Origin of the sequence: Kocuria sp. KSNUG (assembly GCF_049532735.1) — a bacterium.
GTDB classification, from domain to species: Bacteria; Actinomycetota; Actinomycetes; order Actinomycetales; family Micrococcaceae; genus Kocuria; species Kocuria rhizophila.
Genome location: NZ_CP150981.1, coordinates 766,328 through 782,343 on the forward strand (window position 1 = coordinate 766,328; position 16,016 = coordinate 782,343).

Below are 16,016 nucleotides of genomic sequence, written 5' to 3' on the forward strand. Positions count from 1 at the left end.
TCGTCAGGGGGTGCCGGGTGAGGGCACGGGGGTCGGGGCGCCACCGGCGGCGCCGGGGTGTCGGGTCAGTGGGCCACGGCGGCGGCGCCGTGCTCGTCGATGAGCACACCGGTCTCGAAGCGCTCCAGGCAGAACGGCTCGTTGAGGGGGTGCGGCTCGTCGGTGGCGATGGTGTGCGCGAAGGAGTAGCCGGCACCGGGCGTGCCCTTGAACCCGCCGGTGCCCCACCCGCAGTTCACGTACATCTGCTCCACCGGGGTCTTGGAGACGATCGGGGAGGCGTCCAGGGTGATGTCCACGATCCCGCCCCACGTGCGCAGCACGTGGGCCCGCGCGAACACCGGGAACAGCTCCACGGCCGCGGCCATCTGCTCCTCGATCACGTGGAACGCCCCGCGCTGGCCGTAGCCGTTGTAGGCGTCCACCCCGGCGCCCATGACCAGCTCGCCCTTGTGGGCCTGGGACACGTACACGTGCACGTGGTTGGACATCACCACGGTGGGGTGCACCTTCTCGTGCAGCTCGGAGACCAGCGCCTGCAGCGGGTGGGACTGGATGGGCAGCCGGAACCCGGCCAGCTCCGCGAGCACCGAGCTGTGGCCGGCGGCGCACAGGCCCACCTTGCCGGCGTTGATCCGCCCGCGCGAGGTCTCCACGGCCACCACGCGGTCGCCGTCCTTGACGAACCCGGTGACCTCGCAGTTCTGGATGATGTCCACGCCCAGCTCGTCGCACTTGCGGGCGAAGGCCCACGCCACGTGGTCGTGCTTGGCGATGCCCGCGCGCGGCTGGTAGGTGGCGCCCATGACCGGGTAGCGCAGGTCGTCGTCGATGTTGATGATCGGGCACAGCTCCTTGACCTGCCGCGGATCGATCCACTCGGCGTCGATGCCGTTGAGCTTGTTGGCGTTCACCCGGCGCACGGACTCCCGCACGTCCCCGAGGGTGTGGGCCAGGTTCATCACGCCGCGCTGCGAGAACAGGAAGTCGTACTCCAGCTCCTCCGGCAGTCCCTCCCACAGCTTCAGGGAGTGCTCGTACATGGCCGCGGACTCGTCCCACAGGTAGTTGGAACGGATGATCGTGGTGTTGCGGGCCATGTTCCCGCCGGCCAGCCACCCGCGCTCCAGCACCGCCACGTTCGTCATGCCGTGGTTCTTGGCCAGGTAGTACGCCGTGGCCAGCCCGTGCCCGCCCCCGCCCACGATCACGGCGTCGTAGGAGGGCTTGGGGTCCGGGTTGTGCCACAGGAAGTCCGGGTGTTCCGGGAGCAGGTCGGCCATCGGGAGACTCCGTTCGGGTGGGCGGGGGGTTGGGCGGTGGGAACGGGCGCGGTGCCTCGGCGGGGCCTGCCGGGTCCGGTCGCCGGTTGTCGGCATCTGATATATCTGTTGTCCGTACACAGTATGTGAGCAGTGTCACTTCCGTCAATGGGGGTTTCAACGTCTTGCGGCGTGGCATGTGATCTGACTAACGTGACCCAACAGCCTACGGCGGGTCCGCAAGCGGACTATCTACCGGGCGAGCACACACGCACTGCACTGGTTCTGCGCCAGCGAGCTCCCGGTACGGCTGAGGACCGGCCCGCTGCGCGTTGCACCCGGTGGCTTGTCACGAGGAGCCAGCGCCATGAACGACATCCGGTTGACCGTCAACGGTCGCGAGCGGAAACTCTCGGCAATCGCCCCGCACATGCGGCTGCTCGACGCGCTGCGGGAGCAGGGTCTCACCGGAGCCAAGGAGGGCTGCGCCGAGGGCGAGTGCGGAGCGTGTGCCGTGCTCGTGGCCCGTCCCGACGGGGAGAACCGCACTCGGTGGACCGCTGTCAACGCATGCCTGCCCGCCGCTGCCGCTTTCGACGGCCAGGAGGTCGTCACGGCTGAGGGACTGGGCACGGCTCCCGGTCCGCGTGGCCCCGGCACCCTGCATCCGGTCCAGCGTGAGATGTCCACACGCGGCGGCTCCCAGTGCGGGTACTGCACCCCCGGTTTCGTGTGCGCGATGGCGGCCGAGTACTACCGCCCCGAGCGGGCGGTGCCCGCAGGATCGGAGTCGCAGGAGGGGACCGGGCAGACCGGAACGGAGGAGGTGGGCGAGGAGCATGCCACCGACCACGAGTCCGGCCCCAACGGCTTCGACCTCCACGCCCTGAGCGGCAACCTGTGCCGCTGCACGGGCTACCGCCCCATCCGTGACGCCGCCTATGCCCTCGGCCGGCCCGAGGACACGGATCTGCTGCGTCGGCGCCAGGACGAGCCCGCTCCGCCCGCGCTCCCCACCCGGATCGAGACGGGCGGCACCCGCTTCGTCCGCCCCGTGAACATGGCCGAGCTGTTCGAGGCACTGGCCGAGGACCCCGAGGCACGACTCGTCGCGGGCTCCACGGACCTCGGCGTGGAGGTCAACATCCGTCACGCCCGCCCGCGCACCGTGGTGGCGGTGGACCGCCTGGAGGAGATGCGCGGGCTCACGCTCGCGGCGGACCACCTGGAGATCGGAGCGGGTCTGAGTCTCTCCGAGGTCGAGCGGACCCTGGAGCACCGTGTGCCCCTGCTCGACGACCTGTTCCCGCAGTTCGCGTCCCGTCTGATCCGCAACGCCGCCACGTTCGGCGGCAACCTGGGCACGGGTTCGCCCATCGGGGACTCCGCCCCGGTGCTGCTGGCCCTGGGCGCGTCGCTGACCCTGGCGTCGTCGTCCGGGGAGCGAGAGGTGCCGCTGGACGAGTACTACACCGGCTACCGGGAGAGCGTGCGCCGCCCGGACGAGATCATCCAAGCGGTGCGCATCCCGCTGCCGGTCGCGAACACGGCTGCGTTCCACAAGATCGCCAAACGCCGTTTCGACGACATCTCCAGCGTCTCCGTGGCGATCGCCCTGCAGATCGACGACGCCGCCGTGACCCGAGCGCGGATCGGCCTGGGCGGCGTGGCCGCAACGCCCCTGCGGGCACGGGAGGTCGAGGAGGAGCTGACCGGCAGGCCGTGGAACCGGGAGACGGCGGTGGCCGCGGCCCGTGCCATGGCCCGGCAGGGCACCCCGATCGACGACATGCGCGCGAGCTCCCGCTACCGCTCGGCCATGCTCCAGCAGTCCATGCTCAAGTTCTGGGCTGGTTCGCAGCCCGCACAGGCCCGAAAGGTGCGCTCATGACGTCGCTCGCGGATCGTCCCGAGAACCCGGTCGTGGGCCGCGCCGTGGCCCACGACAGCGCGTCGGAGCACGCAACCGGTGAGGCGCTGTACACGGACGACCTGATCCACCGGAGCCAGAACGTGCTGCACGCGTGGCCCGTGCAGGCCCCGCACGCCCACGCCCGGATCACGTCCCTGGACGCCGCGCCAGCACTGGAGGTCCCCGGTGTGGCGCGCGTGCTGACGGCGGAGGACGTCCCCGGGACCAACGACTCCGGGATCAAGGGGGACGAGCCCCTGTTCCCTTGCGAGGTGATGTTCCACGGCCAGGCGGTGTGCTGGGTGCTGGGGGAGACCCTGGAGTCCGCTCGTCTGGGGGCGGAGGCCGTGACGGTGGAGTACGAGCCCCTGGAGTCGATCGTCACCCTCGCGGAGGCCATCGCCGCCGGGAGCTTTCAGGGCGGGCAGCCCACGGTCAGCCGAGGGGATGCGGAGGCCGGTCTGACGGGTGCGCCGCACCGCTTCAGCGGCGAGTTCGAGTTCGGCGGACAGGAGCACTTCTACCTGGAGACGCACGCGTCCCTCGCCCACGTGGACGAGGGCGGGCAGGTGTTCGTCCAGTGCAGCACCCAGCACCCCACCGAGACCCAGGAGATCGTGGCCCACGTGCTGGGTCTGCACAACCACGACGTGACGGTCCAGTGCCTGCGCATGGGCGGCGGGTTCGGCGGCAAGGAGATGCAGCCCCACGGGTTCGCGGCGGTGGCCGCGCTGGGTGCCACCCTCACCGGCCGGCCCGTGCGGCTGCGGCTGACCCGCAACCAGGACATCACGCTGTCCGGCAAGCGCCACCCGTACCACGCGCAGTGGGAGGTGGGCTTCGACGACGACGGCCGCCTCCTCGCGCTGCGGGCCACCGTCACGTCCGACGGCGGGTGGAGCCTGGACCTGTCCGAGCCGGTGCTGCAGCGCACGCTGTGCCACATCGAGAACGCGTACTGGATCCCGGACATCGAGGTGCACGGCCGGGTCGCACGGACGAACAAGACCTCTCAGACGGCCTTCCGCGGCTTCGGCGGGCCGCAGGGCATGCTCGTGATCGAGGACGTCATGGGCCGCTGCGCCCCGCTGCTGGGCCTGGACCCCACGGAACTGCGCAGCCGCAACCTCTACACCCCCGGTCAGCTCACCCCCTACGGGCAGCCCGTCCGCCATGCGGAGCGCCTGAGCGCCATCTGGAACGAGCTGCACCGGCGCGCGGACGTCACACGGCGGCGTCGGGAGATCGAGGAGTTCAACGCCACCCACCCGGACGTGCGCCGGGCGCTCGCGGTGACACCGGTGAAGTTCGGGATCTCCTTCAACCTCACGGCATTCAACCAGGCCGGGGCGCTGGTGCACGTGTACCGGGACGGCTCCGTGCTGATCAACCACGGCGGAACCGAGATGGGCCAGGGGCTGCACACCAAGATGCGTCAGGTGGCGGCCACTGCGCTGGGTGTCCCGCTGGAGACCGTGCGGCTCGCCCCCACCCGTACCGACAAGGTGCCCAACACCTCCGCCACCGCGGCCAGCTCTGGCTCGGACCTCAACGGCGGGGCCGTCAAGAACGCGTGCGAGCAGATCCGGGAACGGCTCGCCGAGGTCGCGGCGCGCGAGTTCTCCATCCACCCGGACGACGTCCGCTTCGTGGACGGGATCGTCACCGGGCTCGGCTTCCACGACCGCGAGATGACGTTTGCGGAACTGGCCCACACGGCCTACTTCCAGCGGATCTCCCTGTGGGCCGCGGGCTACTACCGCACCGAGGGACTGCACTGGGACGCCCAGCGGATGCAGGGCGAGCCGTTCAAGTACTTCTCCTACGGGGCGTCCGTGTCCGAGGTGGAGGTCGACGGCTTCACCGGAGCGTACCGTCTGCTGCGCACGGACATCGTCCACGACGTGGGAGACAGCCTCTCCCCGCTCATCGACGTGGGACAGATCGAGGGCGGCTTCGTGCAGGGCACCGGGTGGTTGACCCTGGAGGACCTGCGCTGGGACGAGTCCGACGGGCCCGCCCGCGGCCGGCTCACCACCCAGGCGGCGAGCACCTACAAGCTCCCGAGCTTCTCCGAGATGCCCGAGGAGTTCAACGTGCACCTGTTCGAGAGGGCGACCGAGAGCGGCGTCGTCTACGGCTCCAAGGCCGTGGGGGAACCCCCGCTGATGCTCGCATTCAGCGTGCGCGAGGCGCTGCGTGCAGCGGCGGCGTCGTTCGGGCCGGAGGGGCACAGCGTGGAACTCGCGAGTCCCGCCACTGCCGAGGCCGTGTTCTGGGCCGTGCAGGAGGCCCGGGAGGCGCTGGCCACGGCGCATCCCGCCGGCTCTGCGGATGCCCCGGCGGCCGTCTGACGTGGACTGGCTGGACGCCCTGCAGCTGCTGCGCGGGGAGGGCTCGGCGGGTGTGCTCGCGACCGTGACGCACGTGCGCGGGCACGCGCCTCGGGAGGCGGGCTCCAAGATGGTGGTGGCCGCTGCCCGCACGTGGGACAGCGTGGGCGGCGGCAACCTCGAGGCCACGGTGGTCGAGCGGGCGCGGGCCATGATCGCGGCGGACGTGCGATCGCCCGAGTCGTTGGAGTTCTCCCTGACGGAGCACGCGAGCGTGGCGCACGGCCGGCAGTGCTGCGGCGGGGTGGTGCACGTGCTCCTCGAGCCGCAGTGCGCTCGCCCCGTGGTGGCTGTCTTCGGGCTGGGGCACGTGGGCTGGGAGCTGGCGCACGTGCTGTCCCGGTTCCCCGTGCGGGTGCACCTGGTGGACAGCCGCGCCGAGCACGTGGCGCCCGCCCGGTTCGAGGACCTCCGCAACGGCCCGGCGCACCTGGAACCGCGGCACAGCCCCGCCCCGGAGAACGCCCTGGACGAGCTGCCCGCCGGGGCGCACGTGCTGATCATGAGTCACGACCACGCCGAGGACTTCATCCTGTGCGACGCCGCGCTCCGCCGGGGGGACCTGGCGAGCGTGGGGCTCATCGGCTCCTCCGCCAAGTGGGCGAGGTTCCGCAAACGGCTCGTCGCGGAGGGGCATCCGGCGGCCGTGGTCGACGGCATCACGTGCCCCATCGGGCTCCCCGGGATACCGGGCAAGTCCCCCGCAGCGATCGCGGTAGGTGTCGCGGCTGCGCTGCTCGGGGAGTTCGGGCAGTAGGGGTGCCCGCCCGGGCCAGTCAGTAGGTGGTGCGCTCCGTGTTCGCCGCCCAGGACTCGAATGGCGAGGTGCGGGTCTCCACGGCCACGTGGCGCACGGGCAGCAACGCGTCCTTCTGCTCCGGTGGGGCGGTGAAGAAGTCGTAGAAGGCGGCGTCGTCGAAACCGCCCGCCGCGGCGTCGTGCCGGTCCGCGGCGAAGTGGACCCGGTCCAGGCGCGCCCACAGGGCGGAGGACAGGCACATGGGGCACGGTTCGCAGCTGGAGTAGAGAGTGGCACCGCTGAGGTCGTACGTTCCCAGGGCTGAGCACGCAGCGCGGATGGCGCAGACCTCGGCATGGGCGGTGGGGTCGTTGTCCGCGGTCACGCGGTTCACCGCTGTGAACTCGCGCCCGTCCGCGGTCACGAGCACCGCGCCGAATGGCCCGCCGTCCGCGGACGCGTTGCGCCTGGCGGCCTCGATGGCTGTGAGCAGGTGCCGGTGGACGGTGTCCTGGTCAGGGGTGTTCGTCATGGCGGGCTCCTTCCGCGCCGGGATCGTCCCGATGCTCGTCCTTGGCGTAGACCTGGTGGATCTGGCCGGTCTCCGTGAGCTCGCCGCTCTCCACTCGGCGGCGGGCGTCCTCCACCAGGTGGTCCTCGACGACGGCCACCTCCTGCCCGTCCCCGCCGACCAAGCGGCCGTCCACCACGGTGTCACCCTCCTCGAGGCCCTGCACGAAAGAGCGGGGCAGCACGCGGGGAGGCGCGGCAGCGAACACCGAGGAGTCCGGACGGGAGCCCCACGTGATCTCGTTGAAGAGGATGTTCAGCAGCACGGCGGTGAGCGCGGCGGCGCTGATGCCGGAGCCCAGCACCACCTGGGTCCACGCGGGGAACTGCTCGTAGAACCCGGGGGAGACCACGGGGATCAGGCCCATGGCCATCGCCACCGCCACGACCACCAGGTTCAGCCCCGATCGGTAGTCCACGCCGCCCAGGGTGCGGATTCCCGACGCCGCCACGGTCCCGAACAGCACGATGCCGGCACCTCCCAGCACGGGTGAGGGCACCGCGGCCACCACCCGGCCGAGTACGGGCAGCAGACCAAGGACCACCATGATCACGCCGGCCCCCGCCACCACGAAGCGGCTGCGGATCCCCGTGATGGCCACGAGCCCCACGTTCTGCGCGAAGGCGGTCTGCGTGAAGGAGTTGAACACCGGGGACACCGTGGAGGAGAGCATGTCCGCGCGCAGCCCGTTGGCAATGCGCTTCGAGTCGACGCGGGTCTCGGCCACCTCGCCCACGGCCACGATGTCTGCGGTGGTCTCGGTCATGGTCACGATGATCACCACGAACATGCCCAGCACGGCCGAGGCCACGAACAGAGGGGTCCCGAAGGCGAACGGGGTGGGGAACCCGACCACGGGCCCCTCGCCCACGCCGGAGAACGAAGCCTGACCGGTCACCGCAGCCACCACGGTGCCGATGACGATGGCCAGCAGGATGGACAGCCGGGAGATCGCGGCGGAGCCCACCTTGGACAGCAGCAGCACCACCAGCAGGGTGAACGCGGCCAGCCCGATGTTGCCCACTGAGCCGTGCTCGGGACTGTCCTGCGGTCCCAGGGCCCACCCGGCCGCCACCGGCATGAGGGTCACGCCGATGGTCGTGATGACCACCCCCGAGACCACCGGCGGGAAGAACCGGATGATCTTGGCGAAGAAGGGCGCGAGCACGAACCCCAGTGCGGATGCCACCAGGACCGCGCCGAACACCACCCGCAGGCCCTCTTCCCCGGGTGTGCCCTGGAGGATGGTGAGCATGGTGGCCACACCCGCGAAGGACACGCCCTGCACCAGGGGAAGCTGCGCTCCCAGGAACGGCACGCCCACGCTCTGCAGGATGGTGGCGAGACCCCCGGTGAACAGGGCGGCCGCCACCAGGATTCCCGTGGCCGTGGCATCCAGCCCGGCGGCGTTGCCGATGATGAGCGGCACCGCGATCACCCCGCCGTACATGGTGAGCACGTGCTGCAGTCCGTACGCGAGGGACTTGCCTACCCCCAGGTACGTGTCCTCCGGGCGGGCCACGGCTGATCCGCTGCTGGTCTCTGCGATGCGCTTCACGGCGATCGGCACCTCAATTCCTGGGTCGCTGTGCCGGATGCGCGCCCAGAGGTGTCCCGGGCCGACGCCCCACCGACTCGAGCCGGTGTGCACTGGCTGGTGCCCGGTAGATGACCCCTCGCGGGCCCGCCGTGGCGTTGGAGGAGTTGAGCGTATCCGCCCGCGAGTGTGAGGTGCAACACATCACGGCGCAGGGAAGTCCACGCTCGTGGAGGCCGTCGCGGAAGCCTTCGGGCTCAGCGTGGAGGGCGGCACGCGGGACCAGGTGCTGCACAGGACCCAGGCGACGGAGTCCGGGCTCCACGACCACCTGCAGCTTGTCCGCGGTGTGGGTGGCGCCCGCGACGGGGTGTTCCTGCGGGCGGAGACGATGCACGGCACCTTCGCCTACCTTTCGGAGGTGAACCGTCTGGGCGGCGCCTACAACTTTCAGAGCCACGGGGAGTCGTTCCTGGAGTTCCTGGTGGCCCGCTCTGGGACGCAGGGGCTGTGGATCTTCGACGAGCCCGAGTCCGCACTCTCGTTCACGGCCTGCATGGCGTGGCTGGGGCGGGGTGGCTGCGGGTCTGCCCGGCGCTGTCTCCGGGGCGCATAGGCTCACCGCATGGACAGTGCCCCGCCCGTTCCCCGTCGCATCCTGGTGGCCGGGGTCAGCGGTGCGGGCAAGACCACGCTCTGCCGGGAGATCGCCGGGCGATCCGGGATCCCCCACACCGAGATCGACGCCCTGTTCCACGGACCGGGCTGGACCCCGCGCCCCGAGTTCGTGGCGGACGTCCAGCGCCTGGTGTCCCAGCCGTCGTGGGTCACGGAGTGGCAGTACGACGCCGCCCGCCCCCTTCTCGCCGAGCGCGCCGACACCCTCGTGTGGCTCGACGTCCCCTTCTGGACGGTGACGTTCCCCCGTGTGGTGCGCCGGACCGTGCGGCGCAGTCTGCGCCGCGAGGAACTGTGGAACGGCAACCGGGAAGCCCCGCTGCGCAGCATCGTCACGGACCCGGAGCACATCATCCGCTGGGCGGTGGCCACGCGGAACAGCTGCCGGCACCGCATCCCGGCCCTGGAGCGCACCCACCCGGCCCTGCGCGTGGTCCGGCTGCGAACCCGGCGCGAGGTCCGCGCGTGGGTTGCCACCACCTGGCCGCTGCCCCGGCAGCGGGGGAGGTGAACCGTCCGGCCTGCGGGCTCGCGCTCCCGGCACCGTGCCAGTGGCCCCGTGCGGTGGCTGCGGAGCAGGGGCGGTCGCAATGGAGCGTCACTACCCCACAGGGCTGAAAGCAACATGCATAATCATTGGATGGACCCTGACAACCAGCAGCCCCAGACCCCCGACCAGCAGCCCGCCCCGCAGGCTGACGTGCAGCAGGCGGGCACTCCGCAGACCAGTACGTCGCAGACCGGTACTTCGCAGGCCGGTGCTCCGCAGCGCGACGCCGTCCAGGGTGACGCCTGGCAGGGCAACGCCCCGCGCTACGACACCGCCCAGCACGAGACGTGGCAGGGCAACGCCCCCCACAGCGACACCTCGCAGTACTACCCGGCCGCGGGGTCGACCGTGGCGCAGCAGCCCCCCATGCCGCACCAGGTGACCGTCATGCGTCAGGCCGCCGAACCCAAGGGCCTGTCCGTGGCCTCCATGGTCCTCGGCATCGTGAGCATCTTCCTGGGCTTCACCTTCATCTTCCCCATCATCGGGTTCGTGCTGGGCCTCGTGGGCCTGAAGAAGGAACCCGCCGGTCGTGGCATGGCCATCACGGGTGTGGTGCTCTCCGGTCTCATCCTGGCCTTCTGGGCCATCCTCATCTTCTCCGGGATCGGACTCATCGGGCTGGGCCTCAGCAGCCAGTGACCCCGGGGCTTCCGCCCCGCCCACGGCCCCGCGTTGCCGACTCGCCACCCCCACGGCTCGGGGTGCGTCCACGACACCGCACCAGGGGCACAGCGCTTCAAAGACGAGAATGACCGCCGAACCCACGGTTCGGCGGTCATTCCCTTTCCTCGGATGATCCGGAGCAACCGGTCAGGTGCCCGCAACCCGGAGGTGGCGCATCCCCGTCCGGCGAGCCCGGCTCAGATCTTCAGGTGCACCAGGCTCGGCCCCTTGGTGGCGAGTGCCTTCTGCACGGTCTCCGCCAGGGTGTCCATGGTGGCGGGGAACCCGGTGGCGCCGAAGCCCTCCGCGAGCTTGACCCAGTCCGGCTGGACGAGGTCCACGGCCAGGGGGTCGATGTCCCGGTCCACCATGTTCTGCCGGATCTCCCCGTAGCCGCCGTTGTCAACGCAGATCACGGGCAGGTCCAGGTTCAGCTCCACCGCGGTCATGAGCTCCTGGATGGAGAACATCAGGGCGCCGTCCCCCACCAGGCACACCACCGGGCGCTCCGGTGCGGCCAGCTTGGCCCCCACCGCTGCGGGCAGTCCGTAGCCCAGAGTGGCGTAGGTGCCCATGTACAGCAGCGAGTGCGGCGCGGGCGCACGGAAGAACGTGGTGGAGCCCATGTAGGTCACCTGGGAGGAGTCACCAGCCAGGATGGTGTCGTCCGGGACCACCTCCATGATGGTCTCGTTGAGCGCCGCGAGGTCCGGGGCCCACTGGCGACCTTCCTCGTCCATGGCGTCGAAGACCTCCCGCAGGTCCCGCTCGGGGCGGGGCGCGGCACCGGAGGCCTCGAACGCGGCGCGCAGCCCGTCGAGCAGCTGCGGCACCACCGCGGCGGCGTTGCCGGGAACCTCCACGTCCGGGGTCAGGTTGCACAGCATCTGGTCGCGCATGATGTCCACGCGCACCACCGGGCCCTGCGGGGTGATGTCCCCGCCCCACAGCTCGGCCTCGCCCACCTTGGAGCCGATCACGAGCAGCGCGTCCGCGGTGCGCAGGAACTCGTGCGCGGTGCTCAGCCGCAGGTCCGCGCCCAGGGAGAGCCGGTGCTTCTCCGGGATCGCGCCCTTGCCGTTGGTCGTGGTGATCACGGGGGCCTCGAGCAGCTCCGCGAGCTCCAGCAGCCGCTCCCCGGCCGCGAGCGAGCCGCCGCCCGCCAGGATGACCGGGCGCTCACTGGCCGCGAGCGCGGAGACGGCCGCGGCGACGTCGTGCTCCGGGGCGGGCGTGGGCTCACCCAGGGGACGCGGTGCCGTGGCGGACGCGGGCACGTCAGCTGCGGTCTCCAGGATGTCCAGCGGGATCTCGATGTGGATGGGGCGGGGCCGCGAGTGCGCGAAGTCCCGCATGGCGTCGTGGATCATGGTCACGGCCTCGGCGCCCGAGGTCACGCGGCGGGAGACGCCCACGATCGCGTTGACGGCCGCGGAGGGGTTCTTGGTCTCGTGCAGCGAGCCGATGTCCCGGAAGTCGTGGCCCACGGGGCGCCCCGGGGACAGCAGGATCATGGGCCGGGACTCGGCGTACGCGGTGGCCGCGCCGGACAGCGAGTTCAGCAGGCCCGGACCCGAGGTGGTGATCACCACGCCGGGCAGCCCGCGCACCTGGGACCAGCCGTCCGCACCGTAGGACGCGCCCTGCTCGTGGCGCGTGGTGATCGCGGTGATCCCGAGCTCGCGCAGCGGCCGGTAGAACTCCAGGGAGTGGGTGCCGGGGATCCCGAACACGGTGTCGATCCCGTACCCGCGCAGGGTCTCCAGCACGGCCGTGGCCACGGTGCGCTCGGGGCGCGACGCCGCCTGGGTCCCCCCGGTCTCGGGGGTGCTGTTCTCGGTGCTCATGCCTTGGACTCCTGGATGCGTCGGTTCCACTCTTCACTGATCTGAGGTGCCGTGGGCCTGGTCACCAGCGACACCACCACGAATACTACGGCCGAGCTGACGAGCCCCAGGTAGATGGGGGCGTTGGCCAGCACACCGAAGGCGAGCATGCCCACCACGGTGGCCACCACACCGGCGGCCATGGACCACATGGCCCCGGCCGCGGTGCCGCGGCGCCAGACCAAACCGCCCAGCACGGCCACGAGCAGCCCGCCCACCAAAAGGTCGTACGCGATGGTCAGGGCCACCACGGTGGAGCTGACCAGCATGGACAGCGCGGTGATCACGAGACCGACCACCACCACGTACACCCGGTCCTTCGTCACGGAGGCCTCCTCCGAGCGGGCGCGCTCCACGTCCTCGGGAGAGGCCCCGAACAGTCCGCGCAGCGTGGGGACCACGTCCACGCGGGCCACGGTGGCCGCGGCGATCGTGGCGCCGGAGGCCGTGGACATCATGGCCGCGACCCCTGCCGCGAGGACGATTCCGCCCAGGCCGGCGGGCACGTGGTACTGGGCCATGGCCGCGAAGGCCTCCTCGGGCACCTCCAGGGTGGGGAGCACGGCCGCCGCGGCGGTGCCGATCAGGGCGCCGGCCACGCCGTAGACGGCCACGTACCCGGCCGCGGCCAGCCCGCCCCAGCGGGCGACCTTGGGGGAGCGGGCCGTGAACACGCGCTGCCAGATGTCCTGGCCGATCAGCATGCCGAATCCGTAGACCACGAACTGGGTGACGATCGCCTGGAATCCCATGGACCCGGCGGAGAAGTAGGAGGCGTCCAGACGCTCGGTGATCCCGGACCAGCCACCCGCGGCGGCCAGGGAGAAGGGCAGCAGGATCGCGAAGATGCCGATGGTCATGAACACGAACTGCATGAGGTCCGTGAGCGTGATGGACCACATCCCACCCAGCACGGAGTAGGCGATCACCACCACGCCGCCCAGCAGGATGGCCCACGGCCGGGAGATGGGGAACAGCACGGAGAAGATCGACGCGTAGGCCGCGGTGGAGGTCACGGCGATCATCACGGTGTACGCGAGCATCACGAACGACGACGCCGTGGCCCCACCGCGCGCGCCGTAGCGCAGCTGCAGCATCTGCGAGACCGTGAACACCTTCAGCGACTGGATGCGCGGGGCGAAGAACAGGCTCAGCACCGCGAGCCCGGTGGCGATGGCCACCACGAGCCACATCCCGGAGATCCCGTACTGGTAGCCCAGCCCCACGCCGCCCACGGTGGAGGCGCCGCCCAGCACCACGGCGGCCATGGTGGAGGTGTAGAGCCCGGCGCCCAGGCGTCGGCCGGCCACCCGGTAGTCCGTGGCGGTGCGCGCACGGCGTGCCGCCCACAGCCCGATCACCACCATGGCGGCCAGGTACAGCACGATCACGAGCACGTTCACGGAGGTTCTCCTCGGGCAGGGGACAGGGTGCCGCGCGTCCTCGTCCGGCTGCGTTTCCGGGCGGGATCGTGGCGTTAGGGTTTATGGACCAGGTCACAAAAACTAGCACCGCGATGATCTGTCGCAGCACCAGGGGCCCCAGCGACGTGGCCCCGGACGACGCCCGGACGATCCCGGGACGAGAGGAGCACGGGTGGAACCGGAACGCATTGTGGAGACCAACAGCGCTGGTGAGCAGCGGGTGGGGCCCGTGAACGCGGCCCTGACACCGCGGTGGGCCGGGCCCGCCACGTTCGCGCGGCTGCCCCGCACGGACCAGGTGGAGCACACGGACGTGGCCGTGGTGGGCGTGCCCTTCGACTCCGGGGTGTCCTACCGTTCCGGTGCCCGGTTCGGCCCCAACCACGTGCGCGAGTCCTCCCGCCTGCTGCGGCCCTACAACCCCGCGCAGAACCACTCGCCCTTCGCCAACCTGCAGGTCGCGGACGCCGGGGACATCGTGGGCAACCCGTTCGACATCCCCGAGGCCATCGAGTCGATCGAGACCGCGGCCAAGGAGCTCATGGGGGACTCCACCAAGGTGGTGGCGATCGGTGGTGACCACACCATCGCCCTGCCCCTGCTGCGCGCGGCGCACTCGCGCCACGGCAAGGTGGCGCTGCTGCACTTCGACGCCCACCTGGACACGTGGGACACCTACTTCGGCGCCGAGTACACGCACGGCACCCCGTTCCGGCGCGCGTTCGAGGAGGGGATCATCGACACCGACGCCGTGATGCACGTGGGCACCCGCGGCCCCCTCTACGGCACGCAGGACCTCGAGGACGACGCCCGCTTCGGCTTCGAGATCGTCTCCTCCGCGGACGTCATGCGCTCCGGCGTGGACACCGTGGTGGCGGCCCTGCGCGAGCGCGTGGGGGACCGCCCGCTCTACATCTCCCTGGACATCGACGTCCTGGACCCCGCCCACGCGCCCGGCACCGGAACACCCGAGGCCGGCGGCATCACGAGCCGCGAGGTCCTGGAGATCCTGCGCGGTCTGCGCGGCCTGGACGTGGTGGCGTGCGACGTCGTGGAGGTCTCACCCGCGTACGACCACGCGGAGCTCACCGGCATCGCCGCCGCGCACGTGGTCTACGAGCTGATCTCCCTGATCAGCCTGGGGGCTGACGCCGCCGCGGACGGTCCCGCGTACGGCATCTCCGGCGCGCGCTACGGATCGGAGATGTGATGGGCTTCGCATCCCGCGCGGAGGAGTTCCGCCCGTCCCCGGTCCGCGCCGTGTTCGAGGTGGCCCGCGACCCCTCCGTGGTCTCGCTGGCCGGTGGCAACCCGGACCTGTCCGTGCTTCCCGCGGACGCGGTGGGCGACGTCGCGTCCCTTCTGCTGCGCGGGCGCGCCGGGGAGATCCTGCAGTACGGCTCCGGCGCGGGGATGGACGGGCTGCGCGAACTCGTGGTCAAGCTCATGGCCCGCGGCGGCTCCACCGTGACCGGCGCGGACATCCTGCCCACCACGGGCTCGCAGGCCGGGCTGGACCTCGTGACCAAGCTCTACTGCAACCCCGGTGACGTGATCGTGGCCGAGGGGCCCACCTACGTGGGGGCGCTCGGCGTGTTCGGTGCCTACGAGGTGGACGTCCACCACGTGGAGATGGATCACGACGGCATGCAGCCGGAGGCCGTGGCCCAGGCGCTCGACGAGCTGGCGGCCCGGGGCAGGCGCGTGCCGTTCGTGTACGCGATCCCGAGCTTCCAGAACCCGACCGGCGTGACCATGCCGGAGGAGCGGCGTCGTGAGCTCGTGGAGGTGTGCGCGCAGCGGGACGTGATGATCGTCGAGGACGACCCGTACGCGCTGCTGGCCTTCGACCGCAGTGAACCGCGGCCCTCGATGCACGGCATGGACCCCGAGCACGTGATCCACCTGGGCAGCTTCTCCAAGATCTTCGCGCCCGGGCTGCGCGTGGGCTGGATGGCGGCGCCGCCGGAGGTGCGCGGTCGGCTGCAGATCGCCGCGGAGTCCGTGGTGATCCACCCGTCCAACCTGGCGCAGTCGCTCGTGACCTCGTGGGTGGGCTCCGAGCACTGGGAGCCCGCCCTGGACCGGGCCGTGGAGCTCTACAAGGAGCGCTGGACCGCCATGGAGGAGGCGCTCACCGAGTACATGCCGGACTCGGCATCCTGGACCACGCCCTCCGGCGGGTTCTTCACGTGGGTCACCGCGGAGGAGCTGCGGGGCAAGGACATCCTGGCCGAGGCGATCGCTCACGGCGTGGTGCTCGTGCCGGGCTCGGCGTCCTACATGGACGGCCGGGAGTCCAACGCCGCGCGGCTCGCGTTCTCGGGCGTGGCCCCGGCGCGCATCCGTGAAGGGGTCAAGCGTTTCGCGGAGGCGCTGCGGAGCCTCTGACGGGCGC

The 16,016-nt window shown here is 71.1% G+C and carries 13 protein-coding genes; 8 read left to right on the forward strand and 5 right to left on the reverse strand.

The window, feature by feature from the left end:
* Positions 1-65 precede the first annotated feature (65 nt).
* Positions 66-1,283 carry a sarcosine oxidase subunit beta family protein gene (locus tag AABM36_RS03360; RefSeq protein WP_121241763.1) on the reverse strand — a complete coding sequence of 406 codons (1,218 nt, stop codon included), beginning with the start codon at positions 1,281-1,283 and terminating at the stop codon, positions 66-68.
* 346 nt (positions 1,284-1,629) lie between these two features.
* Here AABM36_RS03360 and AABM36_RS03365 point away from each other — a divergent pair, with 346 nt between their 5' ends.
* The 3 genes from AABM36_RS03365 to xdhC are packed head-to-tail and all read left to right on the forward strand — an operon-like array spanning position 1,630 to position 6,324.
* Positions 1,630-3,153 (forward strand): FAD binding domain-containing protein, encoded by a 1,524-nt coding sequence (locus AABM36_RS03365; RefSeq protein ID WP_121241765.1) that lies wholly within the window; start codon positions 1,630-1,632, stop codon positions 3,151-3,153.
* Positions 3,150-5,528 (forward strand): xanthine dehydrogenase molybdopterin binding subunit, encoded by a 2,379-nt coding sequence (xdhB, locus tag AABM36_RS03370; protein WP_121241767.1) that lies wholly within the window; start codon positions 3,150-3,152, stop codon positions 5,526-5,528. Before AABM36_RS03365 ends, xdhB begins: the two co-directional genes overlap by 4 nt.
* A gap of 1 nt (position 5,529) precedes the next feature.
* Positions 5,530-6,324 carry a xanthine dehydrogenase accessory protein XdhC gene (xdhC, locus tag AABM36_RS03375; RefSeq protein ID WP_121241860.1) on the forward strand — a complete coding sequence of 265 codons (795 nt, stop codon included), beginning with the start codon at positions 5,530-5,532 and terminating at the stop codon, positions 6,322-6,324.
* 19 nt (positions 6,325-6,343) lie between these two features.
* Here xdhC and AABM36_RS03380 read toward each other — a convergent pair whose 3' ends face one another.
* A complete protein-coding gene (locus AABM36_RS03380) occupies positions 6,344-6,838 on the reverse strand; it encodes a nucleoside deaminase (RefSeq protein ID WP_121241769.1) in 495 nt (164 codons plus the stop codon).
* Positions 6,822-8,435, reverse strand: coding sequence for a nucleobase:cation symporter-2 family protein (locus tag AABM36_RS03385; protein ID WP_121241862.1), 1,614 nt, complete (start codon positions 8,433-8,435; stop codon positions 6,822-6,824). The genes AABM36_RS03380 and AABM36_RS03385 overlap by 17 nt, the downstream gene beginning before the upstream one ends.
* Before the next feature lie 208 nt (positions 8,436-8,643).
* Here AABM36_RS03385 and AABM36_RS03390 point away from each other — a divergent pair, with 208 nt between their 5' ends.
* The 3 genes from AABM36_RS03390 (at position 8,644) to AABM36_RS03400 (ending at position 10,284) form a co-directional block, all read left to right on the forward strand.
* Complete coding sequence (locus tag AABM36_RS03390) at positions 8,644-9,030, forward strand: hypothetical protein (RefSeq protein WP_121241771.1); 387 nt, start codon at positions 8,644-8,646, stop codon at positions 9,028-9,030.
* Between the two features lie 9 nt (positions 9,031-9,039).
* Positions 9,040-9,603 (forward strand): AAA family ATPase, encoded by a 564-nt coding sequence (locus tag AABM36_RS03395; RefSeq protein ID WP_121241773.1) that lies wholly within the window; start codon positions 9,040-9,042, stop codon positions 9,601-9,603.
* A 129-nt stretch (positions 9,604-9,732) separates the two neighbouring features.
* Entirely contained in the window at positions 9,733-10,284 is a 552-nt protein-coding gene (locus AABM36_RS03400) for a DUF4190 domain-containing protein (protein ID WP_423447375.1), read from the forward strand.
* Between the two features lie 221 nt (positions 10,285-10,505).
* On the opposite strand, the gene AABM36_RS03405 is transcribed toward AABM36_RS03400, so the two are convergent.
* Complete coding sequence (locus AABM36_RS03405) at positions 10,506-12,155, reverse strand: thiamine pyrophosphate-binding protein (protein WP_121241775.1); 1,650 nt, start codon at positions 12,153-12,155, stop codon at positions 10,506-10,508.
* Positions 12,152-13,597, reverse strand: coding sequence for a sodium:solute symporter (locus tag AABM36_RS03410; protein ID WP_121241777.1), 1,446 nt, complete (start codon positions 13,595-13,597; stop codon positions 12,152-12,154). Before AABM36_RS03410 ends, AABM36_RS03405 begins: the two co-directional genes overlap by 4 nt.
* A 193-nt stretch (positions 13,598-13,790) precedes the next feature.
* On the opposite strand from AABM36_RS03410, the gene speB reads away from it, so the two are divergent.
* Positions 13,791-14,828 carry an agmatinase gene (gene speB / locus AABM36_RS03415; RefSeq protein WP_052239366.1) on the forward strand — a complete coding sequence of 346 codons (1,038 nt, stop codon included), beginning with the start codon at positions 13,791-13,793 and terminating at the stop codon, positions 14,826-14,828.
* The gene (locus tag AABM36_RS03420) at positions 14,828-16,009 is read left to right on the forward strand and encodes a PLP-dependent aminotransferase family protein (RefSeq protein WP_039102106.1); all 1,182 of its coding nucleotides are present in this window, start codon (positions 14,828-14,830) and stop codon (positions 16,007-16,009) included. The genes speB and AABM36_RS03420 overlap by 1 nt, the downstream gene beginning before the upstream one ends.
* The last annotated feature ends 7 nt before the right edge of the window (positions 16,010-16,016 follow it).

What these genes read in the sequence shown, in the direction of transcription:
- AABM36_RS03360 (WP_121241763.1), bottom strand. Translation starts at nt 1,283, where the DNA reads ATGGCCGACCTGCTCCCGGAACACCCGGACTTCCTGTGGCACAACCCG.
- AABM36_RS03365 (WP_121241765.1), top strand. Translation starts at nt 1,630, where the DNA reads ATGAACGACATCCGGTTGACCGTCAACGGTCGCGAGCGGAAACTCTCG.
- xdhB (WP_121241767.1), top strand. Translation starts at nt 3,150, where the DNA reads ATGACGTCGCTCGCGGATCGTCCCGAGAACCCGGTCGTGGGCCGCGCC.
- AABM36_RS03380 (WP_121241769.1), bottom strand. Translation starts at nt 6,838, where the DNA reads ATGACGAACACCCCTGACCAGGACACCGTCCACCGGCACCTGCTCACA.
- AABM36_RS03395 (WP_121241773.1), top strand. Translation starts at nt 9,040, where the DNA reads ATGGACAGTGCCCCGCCCGTTCCCCGTCGCATCCTGGTGGCCGGGGTC.
- AABM36_RS03400 (WP_423447375.1), top strand. Translation starts at nt 9,733, where the DNA reads ATGGACCCTGACAACCAGCAGCCCCAGACCCCCGACCAGCAGCCCGCC.
- AABM36_RS03405 (WP_121241775.1), bottom strand. Translation starts at nt 12,155, where the DNA reads ATGAGCACCGAGAACAGCACCCCCGAGACCGGGGGGACCCAGGCGGCG.
- AABM36_RS03420 (WP_039102106.1), top strand. Translation starts at nt 14,828, where the DNA reads ATGGGCTTCGCATCCCGCGCGGAGGAGTTCCGCCCGTCCCCGGTCCGC.